This window comes from Arthrobacter subterraneus (assembly GCF_900099735.1).
GTDB lineage: Bacteria > Actinomycetota > Actinomycetes > Actinomycetales > Micrococcaceae > Arthrobacter_D > Arthrobacter_D subterraneus.
In genome coordinates, this window is record NZ_FNDT01000006.1 from 83239 (window position 1) to 104297 (window position 21059).

Genomic DNA, 21059 nt, shown 5'->3' on the forward strand with positions numbered 1-21059 from the left:
TGAGGGAGATACGTTTCCAGCGGGATGAGGGAGATACGTTTCCAGCGGGATGAGGGAGATACGTTTCCACCAGGATGGGTGGGCTGCAGGGAACGTTAGAGGCCAGACGCCTTACGGTGGATGAACCGGCGGATCCAGTCGAGCGTTTCCGGGTGATCTAGATGCAGGCCATGCCGTGCACCTGCCACCTTGACCAGTGTGGAGCGTGGGACGTTCTCATGTAGCACCAGTGCGTTGTCCAGCGGTGTAAGCGGGTCTTCGGTTCCGTGGAGGATGAGAGTCGGCGCCGTAATGGTGTCCAGGAGGTTCCGCGCGTCGTGCTCCTTGCTGGCCCGGAAGTGCCGGCGTTTGGCTTGCTGTGAGGCTCTCGAGGTGAAGAAGGTCCTGACGGCTTCGCTGTGGGCAGCTGCCCAGTCCGCGTCGAAAAACAGCGGTTCGAGCCGCGCCGGGTCGCCGCTGGTCAGGGCCCTGGTGGCTTCCGGATCCCGGTTCCTGCCGAGGAATCCGCCCGCCGCTGTCGCAGCAAGGATGAGAGCACCCAGACGATCCGCATGATCGATCGCCAGCCACTGGGCAACGCGTCCGCCCATGGAATGGCCATAAATGTGGGCCTGCTCTGCGCCGGCGGCGTCGAGTACGGCGAGCGCATCTGCGGCAAATCCACGCGTGCTGAGGTGTTCGGTTTGGCCCTCCTCGCTGTTGCCGATCCCCCGGTGGTCGAACCGGACCACCCGGAACGTCCGGGCGAGATCCGCCACGATAGGCTCCCACCCCGTCATCCCGGTGGCCTGGCCGGCAATCAGCAACAGAGGCGGGCCGTTTCCTTCGGAACGCCAGGCGAGACGCGTTCCGTCATTGGCAGTGGCGAAGTCCATGGGCCTTCCGCAGTCGGTCGGAGCTATTCAATGGCGGGGTGCCGAAGGCGTCCAGATCCTGCCAGGACGACGGCGGCGCGAGGTCGGGCCCCAGCATTCCACGGCCCGCGCCACATCATTCACTATGGCGGGTCCGGCGTGGAACTGCGAGTTGTTTCGGCCCTGGTTCTCACGACAATGGTTCCCGGGGACACGCACTATGGCGGGTCCGGCGTGGACGTGCGAATTGTTCCGGCCCTGGTTCTCACGACAACGGTTCCGGGGGACGGCTGGCTGTATCCGAAGATCCCTTCGGACTTGTACATGTGGTGCTTGGCACAGAAACACGCGAGATTACAGTGGCTCGTTGTTCCGCCTCTCGCCCATGGAACCGTATGGTCAATCTCGCAGCCGAAGGCCGCCCTGTTGCAGCCGGGATGCCTGCAGGTTCGATCGCGCGCACGTATCCAGTCCTGCAGGTGCTTCGGTGGCCGATAAGTCTCCCGCCCAACGTCCAGCACCGATCCGGTCACCGGGTGAGTAAGAATCCGTGTGAATGAGGGGGCATGCGCTGCCAGCCGGGCCGCTGTTTCTGCATCGATGGGGCCGTACCCTTCCAGCTCCGCGAACTGGTTCAGGCCGCGTGCGTCCGGCACTTGTTCAGCCCCGTCGACAGTGTTGTTCCCGCCCGGCCCGTTGCTCTCGCCTTCTTTGAGGACATCGAGGAGCATGAGGACCGGCACAGTGACGTTCACACGGGCCGTGATGCCCTGCCAGGCTGGATGCCCATCCGCTGCCGACTCGCTGGTGAGCAGGTCGGTGAATACGTCAGCGCGAAGTTGTCCAAGGGTACGTGGTTCATCGGGCAATTTGAGTTTTCGGGCGGTTGCCGTGAGCCGCTCATAGATGCCGCAGGCTTGTTCCGCCGGGAGGTACGCGTGCAGCCAGGCCATGCCGTCATCGTCCGGCCGTAACTCTATGTGCCGCTCGCTCACGGCTTTGGCCTTGCGGACAGGGAGGGTCTCCGGATGATGGGCCTCCCGGAGACGGCGTGCCCTACGAGCGAGCTTGGGAACGGTCAACCCCCGTGCGTGGTCAAGCAGATCGCGCTCGAAGTTGATGGCAGCTTCACCCTGCATTCCGAGCGACTCCTCCGCGATCAGCACCGCATGCCGACGAGAAATTGCTCCCGATTCCAGTGCTCCCAGAGTGGCCGGGTGCTTCTCGTTCAGCCGCACGGACTCGTCGACCAGACGGGCCGCCGCGCCTTCTGGAACTTTCAGAACAAGTGCCACTTCGGACGCCGCAACAGAGCGGGCCATATCTTCCCTGTCGCTACCGGCGGGGAACCGCGGCGGGAGTACATCCCGGGTGAGATCCAGAAGCCGTGAGGCGATAAGGGCTTCCATTGCATCGGCCCAGGAACGAAGACCGGCAAGCTCGTTCAGGGCCTCGGACGTTCCTTCGAGGGTGAGAGTCTCGAGCCCGGCCAGGACCACCCTGCCCGCAAGGCCGGCATCACCCGAAAGCCGACTGTCACCGCGTGCGCCGTCGCAGTCATCCGGGCTCACCGATTCCCGTGCTGCCGGCTCCCACACCCGCCGCGAAAGCGGCGCTGTGCCCTGCTGCCACGAGTCCCCTGGTTTTTCCCGACCCGATTGCCGCTCCTCTGACTCTGGTGAACGGCCATGACGCGTCGGACCTTCAGCGCGCGGCGGACCTTCAGCGCGCGGCGGACCTTCAGCCTCCGGCGGACCTTCAGCGCGCGGCGGACCCTCACCCTCCGGCGGACATTCAGCATCCGGCGCGAACTCAGCGTCCGGCGGACATTCAAAACCCATTGCAGCCTGATGGGGATATGGACCCAGAGTTCCGGCCGAACGGGCCTCGCAGTCGAAGGCCCACAGGTCTTCGGGCCGGAAATCACGTTCGGTGAGGAAGTCATGCCAGGTGTAGTCATCGACCGCCGCCGATGAGTGTTCCCGCTCCGCTTCCAACGTCATGGAAACAGTCAAACATCCACCTACGACATTCCTGCGAGACACCGTCACCGCTGTGGATAAGAGCAATCCCTGACTGTCAGTGGGGTCGCATAAGCTTCGATGAGAATGCCCAACCGACCAGGAGAACCGTGGCAGAACTTCGCGTCTTTGTACCCACTCCGCTCCCCGAACCCCTCTGTGAGCTGATCGAGCGTTTGGAGCCGCGCCTTGAGCTGGTTCGGGACCAGTCGCTTCTGCCGCCACAGCTCTACGCCGGTGACCACCAGGGCGACGCAGCGTTCACCCGTACACCGGAACAGCAATCAGAATATGAGCGCCTCATCGACAGCGCCGATGCACTGTACGGGGTGCCGGGCCAATCAGGAACGGAGTTGCGCCGGGCTGTCCGCGCCAACCCTCGGCTGCGGTGGGTTCACACCACCCCGGCAGGCGGAGGGAGCCAGGTCAGGGCGGCACAGCTCGCCCCCGGTGAGCTGGAGAGCATCACCTTCACCACGTCAGGCGGCGTTCATGCAGAACCGTTGGCAGAATTCGCCGTATTCGGAGTGCTCGCCGGAGCCCAGGGCCTGCCGCAGCTGCTTGAAGACCAGCGCGGGCAGAAATGGGGCGCACGGCGGCCCGTGCCGCTGGTGGCACAGCAGCGCGTCGCCGTCGTCGGGCTGGGCGGAATCGGCCGTGCGGTGACGCGAAAGCTGAGCGCTTTGGGCGCAGAAGTGGTCGGCGTACACCGCCGTGACGTCGAAGCCGATGGAGTATCCGGCATCGTTGGACCCGAACGTCTGGGCGAACTCCTTCCCAACGTCGATGCCGTGGTGCTGTGCCTGCCCGAGACCGAGTCAACCCGGCACATGCTCAGCCGCGAGCTGCTCACGCAGGTGAAGGGCGGCATCACTGTGGTCAATGTGGGCCGCGGGACCACCGTGGATGAGAAGGCGCTGATCGAAGCCCTCCAGGACGGTCGCGTGGGATTCGCGGCGCTCGACGTGTTTGAACAGGAGCCGCTGCCGTCAGACAGCCCGCTGTGGAAGCTGCCCAACGTCGTCGTCAGCCCCCATAACGCAGGAACCTATGAGGATGAGGAACGGAAAATCGCCGAACTCTTCGCGGAAAATGCCCGCCGGCTGCTCGACGGTGAGCCGCTGATCAACGTGGTGGACACGGTCGAGTTCTACTAGAGCCCTACATCCATTTCTTGTGCTTGAACGTGAGGTAGAGGCCAACGCCCATCAGAAGCATGAGGACCAGCGCAAAGGGGTAGCCGAGCGTCCAGTCCAGTTCCGGCATGAACTCGAAGTTCATGCCGTAGACGGTTCCCACCAGTGTGGGAGCGAAGAGAATGGCCGCCCAGGAAGAGATTTTCTTGACCTCCTCGCTCTGTGCAAGGCTCGCCTCGGAAAGGTGGCGCATCTCCTCGTTCTGCCGCTGCGTCACGAGGGTTGCATGCACGGAGAGAGCGTTCTGCAGCAGGATGCGGAAGGAATCGACCCGCTCAATGACCCGGATCACGTGATCCTGCACATCGCGCAACCTGGCCTGCAGTTCCGAATCCATACCGTACTTCTCGGCTCCGACCAGGAGGGCATCGAGCATGGGCCGCAGCGGATGCGTAGCGCGCTGGAAGTTGATGACCTCACGGGACAGCTCATAGATGCGGCGTGCAACATCCGGCGCTGAGCTGAAAAGTTCGTCCTCGATCTCATCGATGTCATTCTCAAGGCCCGCAACCACGGGTGCGTACTGGTCCACCACCTCGTCGAGGATTGCGTAAAGGACTGCCTGGGGGCCAAGGGCCAGCAGTTCAGGCACAGCTTCCAGCCGCCGTCGTACTTTTGCAAGGTTGGGCGACTCCGCCTGCCGGATGGTGACAATGAAGTCCGGACCGATGAAGACGTGAAGCTCACCGAACTCCACCATTTCCTCATCGTCCAGGTACCGGGCCGGACGGAGCACTGCGAAAAGGGTTTCACCGTAACGCTCCAGCTTGGACCGCTGATGGCCGTGCATCGCATCTTCGACAGCGAGTTCATGAAGCGCGAACTCATCGGCGACCCGCTGGATCTCCACATCATCGGGCCGGTACAGGCCGATCCAGGCCATGCCGCCGTGATCCCGCTTGAGTTCAAACGTCTCGTCGAGGTTCTCCGGGTTGGCGGTTCGGTGGCCGTTTGCATACACGCCGTTGTCTACGATCGCCACCGCGCCGTCCTTCCCGCAAGTCGATAGGTTTACGCGAGTCTCTCACGAGTGGCGTCCTCTGGAGGGAGGCCGGTCAGTTTGCCGTCTGGAGCTGGTAAATCAACGCCGCTGCAACATCAGCCAGGCGCACATTGGTGTCCTGGGATAGTCCACGCAGCAGTTCAAAGGCCTCGTCCGCCGAACAACGCCGGGTGACCATCAGCATGCCCTTGGCCTGCTCGATGGTGGCCCTGGACGCGAGCGCCTCCCGAAGCTGGGCAACCTCTGCCTCCAGGTCCCTGTACTGGGTGATGCCGTCGGTAAAGGCGTTCACAATCGCCTGATGGTTTTCCATCTGCTCATTCGTCACCGAGCGGCCGTTCATCACGTCCCGGTAGTGCTCCATCACCCTCAGCGCATCTGCCCTGAGCACAGTGGCGTCTTTGACCTGCTGGCGAATGCCGATGAGCCGCCCCTCGTGGAACACGGGCGAATTGATCGGAACCCAGTGCCGCTGAACAAACTCCCCGGACCGCAGGTCAGCAATGTCATAACGCTGAATGATCATGTTGTCCGCGATGCCGGTGGTGAAAACCCGCTCGAAGGACGCTCTCATCCGCGCCACGCCGTCCGCCTCCGGATTGTCCGGATTGTCCGGAAACGCTTCGAACGCATCCAGGGAGATCAGGGTGTCAGCAGAGCGGCCGGTCATTCTCGTGAACGCCGGGTTAGCGGCCCGGACAACACAATCAAGGTCGAATAGCGCCGTAGCCACCGGGCTGGCCCTGAACGCCTCATCTCCGGTGAGGATCTTCGTCGTCGTGCTGTTTTTCGGTCCAAACCCACTCACTCGGTGATTTTATCCTCTAGCCGACGGCACCGCCGTCGTTGTCTGCGAGGTCCGGAGAAGGCTCCCACCGCAGCACGTCACCGGGTTGGCAGTCCAGAACCTCACAGATGGCTTCCAGGGTGGTGAACCGGACCGCTTTCGCACGGCCGTTCTTCAGCACTGCCAGATTGGCCGGCGTGATTCCGATTTTCTCGGCCAGCACGCCCACCGGCATCTTGCGCCGGGCCAGCATGACGTCGATGTCCACGATGATGGGCATCAGATCACCTCGTCCAGCTCATCGCGCAGGTGTTTCGCTTCGGCGTCGCGGGTGACCGCCTGGGCCAGCAGTGTTCTCAGCACAAGCACGATCAGGGCCACCCCACCGATCAGGAGCGATGCACCACAGATCAGGAGGATGATCCCCGGAGCAATCTCCCCGGGAGCAAGGAGGACCGCCAGTGCAAACACCAGGACTGATGCGGCGGCAATGGCACCGAAGATGATGTCGACATACCGGAACGCGCCGTGGGAGAACACCGTTCCACTGCGAACCATGGTGAGCAGCTTCCAGACGCAGACAGCGCTGATCTGCACGGTAAGGATGCCGAACACCACGATGGCGTTGAACGTAATTCGCAGCCCGGTGGGCACCCCGGACTCCTTGAGATCGGTCGAGATCAGCGGCACCATCCAGAGCTGGATGAACAGCGAGCCGGCAAGAACCATGGCGATCACGATCTGCAGCGCGAGGACGGTGAGCTTTCCCATCGGAACCCTTTCGATTGAATTACAGGGCTAATCTATCGAAAAACAATAGGTTCCGTCAATCGAATGCAGGAATGATCAAGTCAGCCCGCCCGCGTGTAGCTTCAATCAGCCTCGCATTCGGCTCGTCCACCCGTTCAACCCACTCCCGGGCCTCGGCCGGCGTCTTCCCGAACGCACTATGCCGCTCAATCAGCCGTCTGATCCGCAGGCCCTCCTCCTGCTCGCAGTACCAGACCTCCGTGCACTGCGCTCGGACATCCCGCCAGCCCGGCTGGTCGAGCAGCAGATAGTTTCCCTCCGTCAGGACAGTCCGCACCGAGGAGTACACAGGAACGACGCCGGCAATCGGCTGCTCGATGGTCCGCTCGAACCCGGGGGCATAGACCACCGGACCGCGCGCTTCGCGTAAGCGCCGAAGCAGCGCGGCGTAACCGTGCGCATCGAAAGTCTCCGGCGCACCCTTGCGCTCCAGAAGACCCAACCGGGTGAGCTCCTGATCCGAAAGGTGGAAGCCGTCCATCGGAACGTGTGCGTACTGCTGGCGCTCCGGGGCGCGTTCGCCTTCATTCAGCAGCGAAATGAGCTGCTCGGCGAGGGTGGTCTTGCCGGCGCCCGGCGCGCCCACAATTCCGACGACGACGACGCCCGGCTCACGCGCTGACAGCCGGACGATTCGGTCAACCAGTGCGGCAAAGGTCACCCGGCTATCCTGACACGTTGCGCAGATGGGGTGCTTCAGGTAGAGCGAACCCACCGGGTCCCCCACTTCACTGGGCAGACACAACGTGTGCCCAGCGAGCACCTCAGCCCAGTGGGCGCGTCCAATTGTTACGACACATATTGCAACGCAGGGCCATAAAGGCGTTTAGTGGAATTCCACCATCCCGAGCGGCCGAGAGACCTGGATCGTTGACGCCGCAGCAACCCTTACCTGCATGCAGGAGAACGGGTGCTACTGCCAGGAGCGATGGAGTTATACATGAGCACCGTTCTCAGCGCCCAGCAACAGGCCGCAGGCAAGGCACAGCCCACCACTGCTGACAAGCTTGCCCTCCCCGTAACGTTTTCAGCCCTCACCCGGTCCTTCGGCTCCGGAACCAGCGAACACGTGGTCCTCCGCGACATCAACCTGGAGGTCCGCGCCGGTGAGGTCCTCGCCATCGTCGGTGCCAGCGGCTGCGGAAAGTCAACCCTCCTCCGCGCCGCAGCGGGCCTCGACGCTCCCACCACCGGTGCCGTCCTCATCGACGGGACCCCGGTCAACGGGATCGATGACCGCTGCGCCGTCGCCTTCCAGGAACCGCGCCTCCTCCCCTGGCTGTCCCTCCGCGCCAACGTGGCAATCGGGCTCCCGCGGGGAACCGGCGCGGCCGCAGGCAAGGCGAAGGTCACCGAACTGCTCGGCCTCGTGGAACTCGCCGACTTCGCCGAACACCGTCCCCGCGAGGTCTCCGGCGGCATGGCACAGCGCGCATCCCTGGCCCGGGCACTGGCCCGCAATCCCGGCGTGCTGCTCCTCGACGAACCCTTCGGAGCCCTGGACGCCCTCACCCGGCTCAAGATGCAGGATCTCCTCCTCGACATCCACCGCGCCCAGCCCACCACAGTGCTGCTCGTGACCCACGACGTCGACGAAGCCCTCCAGCTTGCCGACCGCATCATTGTGCTCGGCAAGTCCACCGATCCCGCCCGCCCAGGTGCCTCCGTCACCGAGGTCCTCACCGTGCCGGGCCGGCGCCCGCGTGACCGCAACTCCGCCGACCTGGGCCGAATGCGCAGCTCCCTGCTCGCCACTCTCGGCGTCAAAGGCCACTAACCCACTCACCGCTTGTTTCGCCGTCGTGCCCGTCCGCACGGCTGCTGCCGCTCCACGCAAAGGAAAACCATGAACAGCACCCGCTCGCCCTTCGCCCGCCGCACCATTGCCTCGCTGGCACTAGCTGCCACCGGCACTCTCGCCCTGACCGGCTGCCTCGCCGGTGAGAATGCTGCATCCACCGAAGAGGGCTCCACCGCCACCGAGCTCAACATCGACTTCGCCACCTACAACCCGCTCAGCCTGGTCATCAAGGACCAGGGCTGGCTCGAAGCGGACCTGGAGGATGAGGGCGTCACCGTCAACTGGATCCAGTCCGCCGGGTCCAACAAGGCGAATGAGGCGCTGCGCGCCGGAGCGGTCGACGTCGGATCCACCGCCGGCTCGGCAGCCCTCCTCGCGCGCTCCAACGGTTCACCGATCAAGACGATCGACATCTACTCCCAGCCCGAGTGGTCCGCCATGGTGACGGTGGACGGTACGGGCATCGAAAACCTCGAGGACCTGCGCGGCAAGTCGATCGCCGCAACCAAGGGAACCGACCCGTACTTCTTCCTTATCCAGTCCCTCGAATCAGCCGGAATCGACCCGTCCGAGGTCACCGTGCAGAACCTCCAGCACGCTGACGGGTGGGCAGCCCTGAACAATGGATCGGTGGACGCCTGGGCAGGCCTGGACCCCATCATGGCCTCGGCCGAGCAGGACGGCGCCAACCTGTTCTTCCGCAACATCGACTTCAACACCTACGGCTTCCTCAACGCCAACGAGGCGTTCCTCGAAGAGAGCCCGGAGCTCGCCCAGACGGTGGTCAACGCCTATGAAAAGGCACGCCAGTGGGCCAAGGAGAACCCCGAGGAGACGGCGCAGATCCTCGCGGACGTTGCGGGCATCGACGTCGAGCTCGCCAACGCCGTCATCATCGAACGCACCAACCTCGACGTTGACCCTGCCCCGGGTGAGGCGCAGCGCGCCGTGCTTGAGAAGGTCGGCCCGATCTTCGTCGAAACCGGTGACGTCTCCTCCCAGGAGCAGATCGACGAGGCGCTCGACACCCTCTTCGACGATTCCTTCGTCACCGACGCCGACCCTGACGCCATCCAGGCCTCCTCATGACCCAGGAAAATGCCTACCCTGTCAGTAAGGAGGGCCTGGCGGCCAACGGGCACACCCTGACAACAGTGGACGACGACGGCCCCGCCACCCAGCCGAACGAACCTGCCCCGGGGCTGCTGAGCAGACGGCCGGTCCGGCTGCTGCTCGGCCTGGTGGTGCCGGCGCTAATTCTGGTCCTGTGGCAGCTGAACTCGGTGGTCGGTGTGTTCAGTGCGGTGCAGTTGCCGCCGCCGTCCGCGGTGGGAACTGCCGCCGTCGAGCTCATCGAGCGCGGCGAACTGTGGATCCATATCGCCATCTCCACCCAGCGCGTGCTCATCGGCTTCGCGCTGGGCGCCACCCTCGGCCTGGCCCTGGGCGCGCTCCTCGGCCTGTCACGGCTGGCCGACGCGCTGCTGTCACCGACCATCGGTGCGCTGCGCGCTGTCCCGTCACTGGCGTGGGTTCCGCTGCTCATCCTGTGGATGAAGATCGGCGAGGACTCGAAAGTCACGCTGATCCTCATCGGCGCCTTCTTCCCCGTGTTCACCACCCTGTTCCTGGCCCTGCGCCACGTGGACCGGAACCTCGTGGAAGCCGCCCGCGCCTTCGGGCTCAAGGGGATCCGGCTGCTGACCACGGTGCAGCTGCCCGCCGTCGTACCCGCAGTGTTCTCCGGACTGCGACTGGCGCTGGCGCAGGCGTGGCTCTTCCTGGTGGCCGCCGAACTCATCGCCTCCTCCCTGGGGCTCGGGTTCCTCCTCACCGATTCGACGAACAACGGACGCACCGACCGGATCTTCCTGGCCATCATCCTGCTCGCCGTCATCGGGAAAACCACCGACGCGCTGCTCGGCATCGCCGAGAGGTGGGCGGTGCGGCGTTGGACCTGAGCACCGTGGAGCATCCCGCCGAGCCGGATCTGGCGGCAGAAGAAGACCGGATCGCCTTCTGGGAAAACCAGGCCCGGCGGCTGCACTGGTCCGAGGAGTGGCACACCGCCCACACCTTCGAGCCCGCACGTCCGGATGAAAACGGCGAACTCTCCGTCCCCCGCATCGAATGGTTCACCGGCGGCACCCTGAACGCCGCCTACAACTGCGTGGACCGGCACGTCGAGGCCGGGCTGGGGAACAAGCCAGCCCTGTTCTTCGAGGGCGAGCCCGGAGACCGCCGCACGGTGACCTACGCCGAGCTCCAGGAGGAGGTCAGCCGGGCGGCGAACGCGCTGACCGCGCTGGGGATCGGCAAGGGTGACCGGGTGGTCATCTACCTTCCGGTGCTCGTTGAGACCGTCGTCGTGACGCTGGCCTGCGCCCGGATCGGCGCGGTCCACTCCCTCGTCTTCGGCGGCTTCTCCGCCGAAGCGCTCCGCTTCCGCGTCGAGGACACCGGCGCAAAACTCCTGGTGACCACGGACGGGCAGTACCGGCGCGGCACCGCGGTGCCGGTGAAGGCCAACGCAGACGCCGCCGTCGCCGGCGACAACGCGATCGAGCACGTGCTGGTGATCCGGCGGACCGGCAGCGACGTCGACTGGACCGAGGGCCGCGACATCTGGTGGCATGATGCCGTCAGCGCCGCCTCCCCCGTCCACGAGGCACCTGCCTTCGACGCCGAGACGCCGCTGTTCATCATGTACACCTCCGGCACCACCGGGAAGCCCAAGGGCCTGGTCCACACCACCGGCGGCTACCTCACGCAGGCGTCCTGGAGCTTCGAATACCTGTTCAGCGACCCCGACCCGGCCAAGCGCGCCGACGACGTCCACTGGTGCACCGCCGACCTCGCCTGGGTCACCGCCCACACCTACGAGATCTACGGTCCGCTCTCCAACGGCGCGTCCCAGGTGATCTTCGAGGGCACCCCCAACACCCCGAATCCGGGCAGGCACTTCGAGATCATCGAGCGGTACGGCGTCACCAGCTACTACACGGCGCCCACCCTGATCCGCTCCCTGATGGGCTGGTTCCCCGACGGCGTCCCGGAGTCCTACGACCGGTCCTCCATCAAGGTCCTCGGCACGGTCGGCGAAGCCACCAACCCCGAAGCGTGGCGTTGGTTCCGCGAAAACATCGGCTCCGGAACCGCACCCATGGTGGATACCTGGTGGCAGTCGGAAACCGGCGCAACCGTCCTCAGCCCGCGGCCCACCGACGCATCCTTCAAACCCGGCTGCGCTTCCCGCGCCCTTCCCGGCGTGAGCACGCGCATTGTGACCGACGACGGCGCACCGGCTGCTCCCGGCGAGCAGGGCCTGATTGTGGTGGACCGCCACGGCCCCGCGATGGCCCGCACAGTGTGGGGCAACCCGCAGCGCTACCTGGACTCCTACTGGCGGAAGTTCGCTGACCAGGGCTGGTTCCTCGCCGGAGACGGCGCCCGGTACGACGACGACGGCGACACCTGGATCCTCGGACGCGTGGACGACGTCATCAACGTCTCGGGCCACCGCCTCTCCACTATCGAGATCGAGTCCGCTCTGGTCTCGCACCCGCGGGTGGTCGAGGCCGGAGCCTGCCCGGTGGCTGATCCGGTGACGGGGCACGCCATCGCTGCGTTCGTCGTCGTGCACGGTGAGGTGAACGATCAGGAAGACCTGCAGGCGGAGCTGAAGCGCCACGTCGCGAAGGCGATCGGGCCGATTGCCCGGCCGTCCGCCGTCGTCGTTGTTGAGGATGTGCCCAAGACCCGGTCCGGAAAGATCATGCGGCGGCTGCTGACCCAGCTGTATGAAGGCACCACGCTCGGCGACACCACGAGCCTGCAGAACGAGGCATGTGTCGCGGGGATCGCCGAAGTACTCTCAGCACGGAATGCACCGGAAGTTTCGAGCACGTATGGTGGGTTCAGAGGCCCACACGTCACCGAAGGTGCACAAAAGTTGGATCAATTTGGAGGAACTCATGGCTGACCGCACTTTCGGTTTCCGGACCCGCGCGCTGCATGCCGGCGGCACCCCGGACGCCACGCACGGCGCCCGGGCTGTCCCGATCTACCAGACCACCTCGTTTGTGTTCAAGGACACCAACGACGCCGCCAACCTGTTTGCACTGCAGAAGTACGGCAACATCTACTCGCGCATCGGCAACCCCACCGTCGCGGCCTTCGAGGAGCGCATCGCCTCGCTGGAGGGCGGCATCGGAGCGGTGGCAACAGCGTCGGGCATGAGCGCCGAATTCCTCACCTTCGCCGCGCTCTGCCAGGCCGGCGACCACATTGTCGCGGCCGCCCAGCTCTACGGCGGCACGGTCACCCAGCTGGACGTGACGCTGCGCCGGTTCGGGATTGAGACCACCTTTGTTCCCGGCACTGACCCGGCGGACTACGCCGCCGCGATCCAGGAGAACACCAAGGCCGTCTTCACCGAGATCATCGCCAACCCGAGCGGCGAAATTGCGGACCTGAAGGGGCTGGCAAAAATAGCGCACGACGCCGGTGTCCCCCTGATCGTCGATTCCACCCTGAGCACGCCGTACCTGATCCGTCCCCTGGAGCACGGCGCGGACATCGTCATTCACTCGGCCACCAAGTTCATCGGCGGGCACGGCACCACGCTGGGCGGCGTGGTCGTCGAGAGCGGGCGTTTCAACTGGGGCAACGGCAAATTCCCCACCATGACCGAGCCTGTCCCCTCCTACGGCAACATCCAGTGGTGGGCTAACTTCGGCGAGTACGGCTTCCTCACCAAGCTGCGCACCGAACAGCTGCGGGATATTGGTCCGTCACTGTCGCCGTCGTCGGCCTTCCAGCTGCTGCAGGGGGTCGAGACGCTGGCGCAGCGGGTGGACGAGCACGTCGCCAACGCACAGGCCGTGGCGGAGTGGCTGGAGAAGGATCCGCGAGTCGAGTACGTCAACTACGCGGGGCTGCCGTCCCATGTCCACCACGAGCGGGCGAAAGAGTACCTGCCGCAGGGTCCGGGCTCGGTTTTCAGCTTCGGTGTCAAGGGCGGCCGCGAGGCAGGCCAGAAGTTCATTGAGGCGCTGCAGCTGGCGTCCCACCTCGCGAACGTCGGTGACGCCCGGACGCTCGTGATCCACCCGGGCTCCACCACGCATCAGCAGCTCTCCGCCGAACAGCTCGCAGCCGCCGGCATTCCCGAGGACCTCATCCGCATCTCGGTGGGGCTGGAGGACCTGGAGGACATCCTGTGGGATCTCGACCAGGCACTGGAGATCGCTGTGACGGGTACGCCCGCCCATCTGGAAGAAGCACTCGAATTCACCGGCGAGGGAGTGAAGGCATGAGCACCGAGGAACGCACCTGGGAGGGCCCGTCCGCACCGGAGCGGCTCAACATCCTCCGGAATGCAAAGTCGATTGCCATAGTGGGGGCGTCAGACAAGCCCTCACGTGCATCGTATTTCGTGGCTACGTACCTGCAGTCCTCAGCGCCGTACCGGCTGTACTTCATCAACCCGACGGCCACCGAGATCCTGGGCCAGCCGGTCTACAAGTCGCTGGCGGACCTGCCGGAGCAGCCGGACATTGTGGACGTCTTCCGCAAGCATGACGACCTTCCGTCCGTGCTGGAGGAGGCCAAGGCAGTCGGAGCCAAGACCCTGTGGCTTCAGCTCGGTTCCTGGCATGAGCAGGTGGCCAGGGACGCTGAAGCAGCGGGGATGAACGTGGTGATGGACCGGTGCGTCAAGATTGAGCACGCACGCTTCCACGGCGGCCTGAACCTGGCGGGCTTCAACACGGGAGTGATCTCCTCGAAGCGCCAGGTCACGGCTTAGGCAACGGCACGGCTCAGGGAGCCGACGGGCTCAGGAACCCGCTCCTAGCGGCCCCTGTCCTAGCGGGATCTGGTCCTAGCGGGATCCGGTCCTAGCGGGACGGCCGCTCGCTTGGAGCGAGTGTCTGCGTGGGACCCGGCACGGGAAGCTCCGGCGGATCCACCGGGAGTACCGAGCGCGGGGTCGTCACCGGATCGGGGATCGGCACGGGCAGGTCGGGTACTTCCATGGGCGGGACAACCCGGCGCTGGGGTTCTTCGGCATTGTCCGGCCGGCCTTCCCGGGTGGCGGGAGCTTTCGGCTCAGGTGCAGGGGCGGGCAACTCCGACGGCCCGGGATGTTCCGGCGCGGCCTGCGAGGGCGCCGGAACCGGCACCTCGGTAAGCTGCGGGGTTTCGGGGACCATAAGCTGTCCGCGGCCGGGTTGCACGGGAACGGGCTGCTCGTCGGAGACCGGCTCGGTGCGCTCTGCCGGAGCCACCCAGCGGATGACGGATTCGAAGGCCGCCTCGACTGCGTTTCCCGGACCGAACGCGGCTACTCCGCCCATGCCCGCGGCCATTGCCAGTACGACGGCGCCGCCCACTGCCGCACCCCGGCGCCCTCTCTTCCCGAAGCGGGAGGTCTTCCCGAACGGAAGCGGAACCACGTTGTGCTCGTCCTTCCCGGCGGCTGCCTGGCGCATCGCCTCTGCGAGAGCCGGCGAGACCGGTGGCGCCGGCCGCTCGCCGAGGCTCTTCAGTTCCCCGAGGGCAGCGGTCAGTTTGTCGGAGGGAACGACGTCGGACTCGGCAAGCAGGTCCTGCGCCGCTACCCGTGAGGTGGGGTCATACACCATGGTGGCTCGAATCCTTTTCGACAAGAAGTTCTTTGAGTTTCTGAAGGCCCCGGCGCTGGAGCTGTTTGACTGCACCGGTCGATTTGCCCAGGACGCGGGCGACGTCGTCGAGCGGTAGATCGGCGATGATCCGCAGGGCGAGCACATCGCTCTGGTCGTCGTTCAGCCGGCGGAGGTGGCTCAGCGCCCGCTCTGCTGCGAGGTTGTCCAGTGCTGACGCCTCTGCGGACAGCGTTGTCCGCTCATCAGCCGACGGATCATAGGAATAGAGGGCCGGCCGGCGGGAGCGCTTCCGGATCTCGTCGACGTGGCGGGCGTGCGCAACGGAGAAGGCGAAGGTTCGAAGGCCCTGCTCGCCGCCCGTGATAGTCGCTAACCGGCTGAACAGGCTGAGGAACACGTCCTGGGTGAGGGCCTCCGGATCCTCTGCACCCCGGGCGGTCAGGTAGCCGAGAATTTTCGGCGACAGTTCGATGTAGATACGGTTCAACGCCTCGGTGTCCCCGGCCTGGGCAGCGCCCAGCAGGTCATCCGTCAGCGTGGAACTCACATTTCCCTTTCGATCCCGGGGTGGGTGCGGCACCAGGTGCCGCACCCCAAACCCCGCAATCCTAGCGGCGCACTCTTAGCGGCGCGAACCCTGAACCTTGGCTTCGGCGCTGACCTCAACGCCGGCTCCGACTGCAACCTCGGGGAGGGTGACCTCGGCCGGAACGGCAGGAACAGCAGGGGTAGCCGGCTCGCCGTCGACACCCGGGACAGCGGGAACGGCAGGCACGGCCGGAACAGCTACGCCGGAACCACGAACTTCGGCGTCTGCGGCGGCGTCAGCCTGTGCGTCAGCCTCAACCTCCTCAGCCTCTGCCTCAGCGGCAGCCTCAGCGTTGGCTGCGGGTGACGCGGGGACGGCAGGAACCGCGGGTGTAGCGGGAACGGCAGGCAGGTCATCCTCGCCGGGAACGGCGGGCACGGCAGGAACGGCAGGCAGCGCAGGGACGGCGGGCACAGCGGCGTCGGCGGGTGCGACCACTGCGTTCACGTCGGCAGCACCGTCAGCAGCGCCTTCAACGGAGGGGGCAGCAACTGCTACCCCGGCACCGGCAACGGCGATGACAGCCGCAAGGGCAGCACCCTTGACGGGCAGGCTGAGGGCGTTGAAGCGATCGTGCATGTTCAATGAAACTCCTTGGTAGGTCTTCTTCGAAGGGGCTGCACCGCTCAAATGGGGGGCGGAGCGGCGCAGCCTCACATGGATGTAATCGACGGAGGCACGCAAAGGGTTACGCACCTGCTGAAAAAACTTTTCGGCACCCGCCCCGTCGGCGGAAGCTGCGCAACATTACGTCAAACTGTCGCGTGCTGACGGGATCTGACGTGGTTCCGGCTAGGTTTAGGGATGATCACTGGCGGGCACCCGTGTGCCCGGACACCTGGATACCTACGGAGTAGCCGATGAGTCCCAGCCCGGTTCCACCCCACCACACGGTGGTTAAGCGCGCGTCGACCCCGCTGCCCGTTTCCTTCATCAATCTGCACGCCGAGGGTGTGCGGGATGTCAGCCTGGATATCCGCGCCGGTGAGGTCCTCGCCTTTGTAGGCCAGGAGAACGACGGCGCCTCCCACCTTCTGCGTACCGCTGCCGGTCTCGATCATCCACGGTCGGGGTCCGTTCTGGTCGGCGGCGAACCGGTCCGCCGCACGGACGACCGCTGTTCCTGGACGCCCCGGGACGCCGACCTCCAGCCGGCCCACTCCCTGCAGGCGAACCTGGCCCTGGGCCTGAACAAAGGTTCCAGCGCCAGCGAGGGCAAGGCGAAGATCGCCGAGCTCCTCGACCTGGCTGGCCTGCACCGGTTCGCGAAGCTGCTGCCCACCGATGTCACGGCCGAAATTGTCAGGCGGGCGGCGCTGGCCCGCGCCCTTGCGGGCGGACCGGGCGTCCTGCTCCTCGACCACCCGTTCGCAGCGGTGGAGGGTGCCGCCCGGACTGTGCTGCATAACGTACTCCAGACTCTTCACCGCGCGCTCCCGACCACCGTCCTCCTCGCGACCAACAGCATGGAAGAAGCCGTCCGCCTCGCCGACCGCGTGGTGGTGCTGGGCCGGACTGCGGCGGAAGATGTCACCGGCGCGCTCTCCATCCGCGAGATCCGGGACGGGCAGCGGAAGCAGCGCTGATTCCGGGCCGGAGAAACCAGACTTCACACCCGATACAGAAGTCCATCGACTGTGTAAACTGGTAAGCGCACTTACCAGTCGGGCGGTTCGCATCCGGCGGAACCGACGCACTGGCACAGTGCAGCTGTTCAGCGCCAGTCGCCTCCGCAGCGGTTTGGAGATTCCAGTGCAGAGCACTTCTTTCTGGTACAGGTTCGCTGTCGGCGCTGCTGTGGTCGCCGGAGCAACGTTCGCCTCTATACCCGCGGCCAGCGCCGACCACAACTCGGGACGGGGCTCGGATCCCGCTCCGTCAGCGCCTGCCACGGCTCCTGACGAGCCGCCGACAGACCCCGGGACTCCGCCGCAGCCCGAGCCCGTCGATCCCCCAGCGACTGACCCTGTCACGCCGACGCAACCGGCGCCGCCCGAAGTCGTGCCCGTGCCGGAACCCGAGCCGGAGCCCGAGCCTGCGCCGGCCCCGGCTGTATCCCCAAGCAAGTCTCCGCCCCCGCCCCCGCCGCCGGCGCCTGAACCGGCTGCTCCGGCGCCAGAAGCTGAACCGGCTCCCGCACCGGTGATCCTTCCACCGCCACCTGCCCCCTTGCTGCCGCTCCCGGCAGAGTTCATCCCGCCCGAGCAGCCCACGCCTGAAGAGACGGAGTCTGCGGAACCTGAACTCGCACCGTTCGCGCTGCCGCCGTATGCCTGGGCTCCGATGTATCAGGCCCCGGAATCCACTGAGTCCGACGCTCCCGCAGCGCCTGCCGCCGGAAGCCAGTCACCAGCGGCCGCCGCAGCCGGCTTCCCGTTGCTGCCCGGTCTCGCCGCCGTGCTGTTCGCCCTGCTGGCCGCCGGCATGGTGGCGGTCGGGATCCGGTCCCGCGGGCCACGAGGCATCAGCGCCCCATAAGTCCGTCCGTGAACGGGTTGGCGAAGACCCCGTCCGGATCGAGGCGCTTGGCCAACAACCGGAAGTCCTCCAGCCGCGGATACAGCCGATCAAGATCCTGCGCACCGGAAGTGAATAGCTTGCCCCAGTGAGGCCTGGCGGAAAACGGCTCCAGTGCCGCCTCGAGTTTCGGCAGAAGCTTCTGGACTGCCGGCTGATCCTGCACCCAGGTGAAGTGCAGACCCACAGCATCCGTGCCGTAGCTTGAACTCAGCCACAGCTCATCGGCCGCAACGGTGCGGATCTCGTTGACCTGAAGCAGCGGCACGATCTCGGCGCTCAGCTCCCGCACCGCGCGGATGGCATCGACAGCGTGCACCCGGGGCACGAGGTACTCCGACTGCAGTTCCACACCGTTGCTGGGCGTGAAGTCGAGCTTGAAGTGGGGCAGCCTGTTGTACCAGGGGCCGGCCGCACCGAGCTGAGGGGTGCAGCCGATGGCCGGTAGCCCGGGCAGCGGGTGGCGCTCGTCGTCCGCCGCGACAGCACCGAACAGGGTTCCTTCCAGAGGTGCATCGCGGTCCGGCCTGCGCTTCACCCACACGGCATCGGCGACGTCGGGATCCCGCCAGGTGGTGAAAACGCTGACGCTGTATGCGGCACCGGTGACGCCGTCGAAATCCCGAAGCAGGTTCTCCAGCGGAAGCTTTTCGAAGACGGTCTGCTCCACCTCAAATGCCGGTTCCACCTCAAGCTCCAGCCTCGTGACGATCCCCAGCGCCCCGAGGTTGACCACTGCTCCGTCAAAGTCCGGATCGCCCGCGGAAAACCTCACCAGCTCACCGCTGGCGGTGACCAGCTCCAGCCCGACGACGGCGGCCGCCAGGGACCGGTTCCTGATGCCGGAACCGTGGGTGCCCGTGGCCACGGCCCCGCCCACCGAGATGTGCGGCAACGAGGCGAGGTTGGCGAGCGCCAGGCCTTCCCGCTCCAGCTCCCGCGCCAACTCGCCGTAGCGGATGCCGGCGCCCACCGATACGGTGGAGCGTTCCCGGTCGACGGTCACCGGACCGGTCAGCGCCGCCGTCGACAGCAGCTCTGCTGTTCCGTCGGCAATGTCGTTGAACGAGTGGCGGGACCCGAGCGCACGGATGGATGATGATGCTGCAACAATGCGGCGGACCTCATCCACCGACGTCGGCTTGTGAAGGGTCAAGGCACTGTAGGCGAGATTGCCCGCCCAGTTGGTTCCGACGTCGTTCGTCATGAGTCTTCTCCTACCCGTGAGTTGGCAGGACACGCCCCTAATCCGTGAGGATAAGCGGCGTGTCCTGATACGTAAATAAGGTGATTAGGCTGCGCTGGTAGGTGCGAGGGTGACATCGTAGCCGAGTTGGCGTAGTTGCTTGACGGCTCGGTTGGTGGTCTTGACTTGATTCATTCGGACGTACCGGTCTTCGTCCGGTTCTTTGTAGCACTCGCCGTTGGCGAGCATGTGCCAGATAGCGGTCAGGATCGAGTGCTCGATGGCGACGAGGGCTCTTTGAGCGCCGCGTCTTGTCTTGATCCGCCGATACCTGGCGCCGAGGTAACTGTTCTGGTCCCGCACGGCGACCATGGCCGCAGTTCCCAATGCTGCTTTGAGATACTTGTTGCCGGGCGGGATCTTCGTGGACTTGACCTTCCCTGCGGATTCGTTGTTGCCCGGGCAGATCCCGGTCCACGAGGCCAGATGCGCTGCGTCGGGAAACACGCTCATATCGGCTCCGGTCTCAGCGATGATCACATCAGCGGTCAGCTCAGCGATTCCCGGGATGGTCATCAACGCTTCCCGGGCGCAACGAAAGGGACGCATCGACGCCTCGATCCGTTCGGTAAGCGCGTCGATCATCCTGGTGTGCGCGTCGATCTGCTCCAGATGCAGCCCGACCATGAACGCATGATGGTCCTTGAAACGTCCCTTCAGGGCGTCGGTGAGCTCCGGGATCTTGTTGCGCAGTTTGCCCTTGGCCATGCAGGCCAGGACCTCCGGATCCCGTTCCCCGGTAATGAGGGCATCGAGCATCGCGCGACCGGAAGCACCGGTGAGGTTCGAGGCAACACTGGAGAGCTTGATCCCGGAGCTCTCCAGAAATTTCTCCAACCGCTGGATCTCCCGGGTCCGGTCCCGGACCGCAATAGCCCGTGACCGGGTCAGATCCCGCAGCTCCCGTATCGGTTCGGGAGGGACGAAGGAGGCCCGCAACAATCCATGCGCGGCGAGCCTGGCAAGCCACACGGCGTCAGCGACATCGGTCTTGCGGCGCGGGATGTTCCGCGCAGCTTTCGCGTTGACCAGCATCACCGGCAGGTCTTCCTCCAGCAGGTAATAGAACGGCTTCCAGTAATCACTGGTCGCCTCCATCATCACCACCGTGACCTTCTGCCCGACCAAGAATTCCCGCAGTTCCAGAATCCGGTCCGTGGTCGCCTCCCACGACGTCACCGTCGAGGTGAACCCTTGCTCGCTGCCTCCAGGCTTGCGCACACACACCGTCGCGCCGCGTTTGGCGATATCGATGCCCGCGGCCCTTTCATGCAAAATGTCCATATCCATGACATTGCCTCCCTTGAACGTCCTTCCCGCCGGCCACTATGAAGGCCCGTCACGGGAAGGACAGGGAAACACATCAGGAATCTGACACTCGTGCTCAACGGCAACAATCCACGGTTCCCGGCATGTCCTTCGCACCACGCTGCCAAGCAGGCTCACACTCATGCACCAATGACACAACGGCGTCACCCGCAACGGACACCACCATCATCCGCCTAAGAACCCCGCCCCGACCAGAACCACCGCCACCGCACACATTTACGAACCCCACGGAGCGGCAGCGCCGCCCGGACGCTGC

The 21059-nt window shown here is 65.4% G+C and carries 21 protein-coding genes and 1 riboswitch; of the genes, 9 read left to right on the forward strand and 12 right to left on the reverse strand.

What is annotated here, in order from left to right; all coding sequences use genetic code 11:
* Nucleotides 1-95: 95 nt before the first annotated feature.
* Both BLS52_RS08795 and BLS52_RS08800 read right to left on the reverse strand, forming a co-directional pair.
* On the reverse strand, nucleotides 96-875 hold the full coding sequence (locus BLS52_RS08795) for an alpha/beta fold hydrolase (protein ID WP_090586007.1): 780 nt from the start codon (nucleotides 873-875) through the stop codon (nucleotides 96-98).
* Between the two features lie 197 nt (nucleotides 876-1072).
* Complete coding sequence (locus BLS52_RS08800; protein ID WP_245702770.1) at nucleotides 1073-2857, reverse strand: DUF222 domain-containing protein; 1785 nt, start codon at nucleotides 2855-2857, stop codon at nucleotides 1073-1075.
* 128 nt (nucleotides 2858-2985) lie between these two features.
* Between BLS52_RS08800 and BLS52_RS08805 the strand changes: the two genes are divergently transcribed.
* Nucleotides 2986-4032, forward strand: a complete 1047-nt coding sequence (locus tag BLS52_RS08805; protein WP_026544889.1) for a D-2-hydroxyacid dehydrogenase — start codon at nucleotides 2986-2988, stop codon at nucleotides 4030-4032.
* A gap of 4 nt (nucleotides 4033-4036) precedes the next feature.
* Here BLS52_RS08805 and BLS52_RS08810 read toward each other — a convergent pair whose 3' ends face one another.
* From BLS52_RS08810 to BLS52_RS08830, 5 genes are all read right to left on the reverse strand, one after another.
* Nucleotides 4037-5053 (reverse strand): magnesium and cobalt transport protein CorA, encoded by a 1017-nt coding sequence (locus tag BLS52_RS08810; protein ID WP_090586010.1) that lies wholly within the window; start codon nucleotides 5051-5053, stop codon nucleotides 4037-4039.
* Between the two features lie 73 nt (nucleotides 5054-5126).
* Nucleotides 5127-5882 (reverse strand): ANTAR domain-containing protein, encoded by a 756-nt coding sequence (locus tag BLS52_RS08815; RefSeq protein ID WP_139186248.1) that lies wholly within the window; start codon nucleotides 5880-5882, stop codon nucleotides 5127-5129.
* A gap of 16 nt (nucleotides 5883-5898) precedes the next feature.
* Nucleotides 5899-6141 carry a helix-turn-helix domain-containing protein gene (locus BLS52_RS08820; protein WP_026544886.1) on the reverse strand — a complete coding sequence of 81 codons (243 nt, stop codon included), beginning with the start codon at nucleotides 6139-6141 and terminating at the stop codon, nucleotides 5899-5901.
* The gene (locus tag BLS52_RS08825; RefSeq protein WP_090586012.1) at nucleotides 6141-6632 is read right to left on the reverse strand and encodes a DUF2975 domain-containing protein; all 492 of its coding nucleotides are present in this window, start codon (nucleotides 6630-6632) and stop codon (nucleotides 6141-6143) included. The genes BLS52_RS08820 and BLS52_RS08825 overlap by 1 nt, the downstream gene beginning before the upstream one ends.
* Before the next feature lie 55 nt (nucleotides 6633-6687).
* Nucleotides 6688-7332: a nucleoside/nucleotide kinase family protein gene (locus tag BLS52_RS08830; RefSeq protein WP_090586014.1), complete on the reverse strand. Its 645-nt coding sequence runs from the start codon at nucleotides 7330-7332 to the stop codon at nucleotides 6688-6690.
* Nucleotides 7333-7508: 176 nt separating this feature from the next.
* Nucleotides 7509-7606, forward strand: a riboswitch (SAM riboswitch).
* A 5-nt stretch (nucleotides 7607-7611) separates the two neighbouring features.
* Here BLS52_RS08830 and BLS52_RS08835 point away from each other — a divergent pair.
* The 6 genes from BLS52_RS08835 to BLS52_RS08860 all read left to right on the forward strand — a co-directional run bounded on the left by BLS52_RS08835 (nucleotide 7612) and on the right by BLS52_RS08860 (nucleotide 14281).
* A complete protein-coding gene (locus BLS52_RS08835) occupies nucleotides 7612-8448 on the forward strand; it encodes an ABC transporter ATP-binding protein (protein WP_026544883.1) in 837 nt (278 codons plus the stop codon).
* 69 nt (nucleotides 8449-8517) lie between these two features.
* Nucleotides 8518-9561: an aliphatic sulfonate ABC transporter substrate-binding protein gene (locus BLS52_RS08840; protein WP_090586016.1), complete on the forward strand. Its 1044-nt coding sequence runs from the start codon at nucleotides 8518-8520 to the stop codon at nucleotides 9559-9561.
* Nucleotides 9558-10433: an ABC transporter permease gene (locus BLS52_RS08845; RefSeq protein WP_090586020.1), complete on the forward strand. Its 876-nt coding sequence runs from the start codon at nucleotides 9558-9560 to the stop codon at nucleotides 10431-10433. The genes BLS52_RS08840 and BLS52_RS08845 overlap by 4 nt, the downstream gene beginning before the upstream one ends.
* Nucleotides 10424-12454 carry an acetate--CoA ligase gene (gene acs, locus BLS52_RS08850; RefSeq protein ID WP_090586168.1) on the forward strand — a complete coding sequence of 677 codons (2031 nt, stop codon included), beginning with the start codon at nucleotides 10424-10426 and terminating at the stop codon, nucleotides 12452-12454. The genes BLS52_RS08845 and acs overlap by 10 nt, the downstream gene beginning before the upstream one ends.
* Nucleotides 12447-13790: an O-acetylhomoserine aminocarboxypropyltransferase/cysteine synthase family protein gene (locus BLS52_RS08855; RefSeq protein ID WP_090586021.1), complete on the forward strand. Its 1344-nt coding sequence runs from the start codon at nucleotides 12447-12449 to the stop codon at nucleotides 13788-13790. The genes acs and BLS52_RS08855 overlap by 8 nt, the downstream gene beginning before the upstream one ends.
* The gene (locus BLS52_RS08860) at nucleotides 13787-14281 is read left to right on the forward strand and encodes a CoA-binding protein (protein ID WP_090586024.1); all 495 of its coding nucleotides are present in this window, start codon (nucleotides 13787-13789) and stop codon (nucleotides 14279-14281) included. The genes BLS52_RS08855 and BLS52_RS08860 overlap by 4 nt, the downstream gene beginning before the upstream one ends.
* A 91-nt stretch (nucleotides 14282-14372) precedes the next feature.
* On the opposite strand, the gene BLS52_RS08865 is transcribed toward BLS52_RS08860, so the two are convergent.
* The 3 genes from BLS52_RS08865 to BLS52_RS18675 all read right to left on the reverse strand — a co-directional run bounded on the left by BLS52_RS08865 (nucleotide 14373) and on the right by BLS52_RS18675 (nucleotide 16290).
* Nucleotides 14373-15119 (reverse strand): hypothetical protein, encoded by a 747-nt coding sequence (locus BLS52_RS08865; protein WP_090586026.1) that lies wholly within the window; start codon nucleotides 15117-15119, stop codon nucleotides 14373-14375.
* Complete coding sequence (locus tag BLS52_RS08870) at nucleotides 15109-15669, reverse strand: RNA polymerase sigma factor (RefSeq protein ID WP_090586027.1); 561 nt, start codon at nucleotides 15667-15669, stop codon at nucleotides 15109-15111. The genes BLS52_RS08865 and BLS52_RS08870 overlap by 11 nt, the downstream gene beginning before the upstream one ends.
* A gap of 75 nt (nucleotides 15670-15744) precedes the next feature.
* The gene (locus BLS52_RS18675; protein WP_090586029.1) at nucleotides 15745-16290 is read right to left on the reverse strand and encodes a hypothetical protein; all 546 of its coding nucleotides are present in this window, start codon (nucleotides 16288-16290) and stop codon (nucleotides 15745-15747) included.
* Nucleotides 16291-16571: 281 nt separating this feature from the next.
* On the opposite strand from BLS52_RS18675, the gene BLS52_RS08880 reads away from it, so the two are divergent.
* Together BLS52_RS08880 and BLS52_RS08885 are read left to right on the forward strand one after the other, a co-directional pair.
* A complete protein-coding gene (locus BLS52_RS08880; protein WP_090586031.1) occupies nucleotides 16572-17297 on the forward strand; it encodes an ATP-binding cassette domain-containing protein in 726 nt (241 codons plus the stop codon).
* A gap of 583 nt (nucleotides 17298-17880) precedes the next feature.
* The gene (locus tag BLS52_RS08885) at nucleotides 17881-18189 is read left to right on the forward strand and encodes a hypothetical protein (RefSeq protein ID WP_090586033.1); all 309 of its coding nucleotides are present in this window, start codon (nucleotides 17881-17883) and stop codon (nucleotides 18187-18189) included.
* Here BLS52_RS08885 and BLS52_RS08890 read toward each other — a convergent pair.
* Together BLS52_RS08890 and BLS52_RS08895 are read right to left on the reverse strand one after the other, a co-directional pair.
* Nucleotides 18176-19435, reverse strand: coding sequence for an FAD-binding protein (locus BLS52_RS08890; protein ID WP_090586035.1), 1260 nt, complete (start codon nucleotides 19433-19435; stop codon nucleotides 18176-18178). The two genes, BLS52_RS08885 and BLS52_RS08890, sit on opposite strands and share 14 nt — an antisense overlap.
* Nucleotides 19436-19519: 84 nt before the next feature.
* Nucleotides 19520-20758: an IS110 family RNA-guided transposase gene (locus BLS52_RS08895; RefSeq protein ID WP_090586169.1), complete on the reverse strand. Its 1239-nt coding sequence runs from the start codon at nucleotides 20756-20758 to the stop codon at nucleotides 19520-19522.
* Nucleotides 20759-21059 lie beyond the last annotated feature (301 nt).

Coding starts and splice junctions, on each gene's coding strand:
- BLS52_RS08795 (WP_090586007.1), bottom strand. CDS start 875: ATGGACTTCGCCACTGCCAATGACGGAACGCGTCTCGCCTGGCGTTCC.
- BLS52_RS08865 (WP_090586026.1), bottom strand. CDS start 15,119: ATGGTGTATGACCCCACCTCACGGGTAGCGGCGCAGGACCTGCTTGCC.
- BLS52_RS08820 (WP_026544886.1), bottom strand. CDS start 6,141: ATGCCCATCATCGTGGACATCGACGTCATGCTGGCCCGGCGCAAGATG.
- BLS52_RS08880 (WP_090586031.1), top strand. CDS start 16,572: ATGAGTCCCAGCCCGGTTCCACCCCACCACACGGTGGTTAAGCGCGCG.
- BLS52_RS08825 (WP_090586012.1), bottom strand. CDS start 6,632: ATGGGAAAGCTCACCGTCCTCGCGCTGCAGATCGTGATCGCCATGGTT.
- BLS52_RS08895 (WP_090586169.1), bottom strand. CDS start 20,758: ATGGACATTTTGCATGAAAGGGCCGCGGGCATCGATATCGCCAAACGC.
- BLS52_RS08800 (WP_245702770.1), bottom strand. CDS start 2,857: ATGACGTTGGAAGCGGAGCGGGAACACTCATCGGCGGCGGTCGATGAC.
- BLS52_RS18675 (WP_090586029.1), bottom strand. CDS start 16,290: ATGCACGATCGCTTCAACGCCCTCAGCCTGCCCGTCAAGGGTGCTGCC.
- BLS52_RS08840 (WP_090586016.1), top strand. CDS start 8,518: ATGAACAGCACCCGCTCGCCCTTCGCCCGCCGCACCATTGCCTCGCTG.
- BLS52_RS08855 (WP_090586021.1), top strand. CDS start 12,447: ATGGCTGACCGCACTTTCGGTTTCCGGACCCGCGCGCTGCATGCCGGC.
- BLS52_RS08860 (WP_090586024.1), top strand. CDS start 13,787: ATGAGCACCGAGGAACGCACCTGGGAGGGCCCGTCCGCACCGGAGCGG.
- BLS52_RS08835 (WP_026544883.1), top strand. CDS start 7,612: ATGAGCACCGTTCTCAGCGCCCAGCAACAGGCCGCAGGCAAGGCACAG.
- BLS52_RS08890 (WP_090586035.1), bottom strand. CDS start 19,435: ATGACGAACGACGTCGGAACCAACTGGGCGGGCAATCTCGCCTACAGT.
- BLS52_RS08845 (WP_090586020.1), top strand. CDS start 9,558: ATGACCCAGGAAAATGCCTACCCTGTCAGTAAGGAGGGCCTGGCGGCC.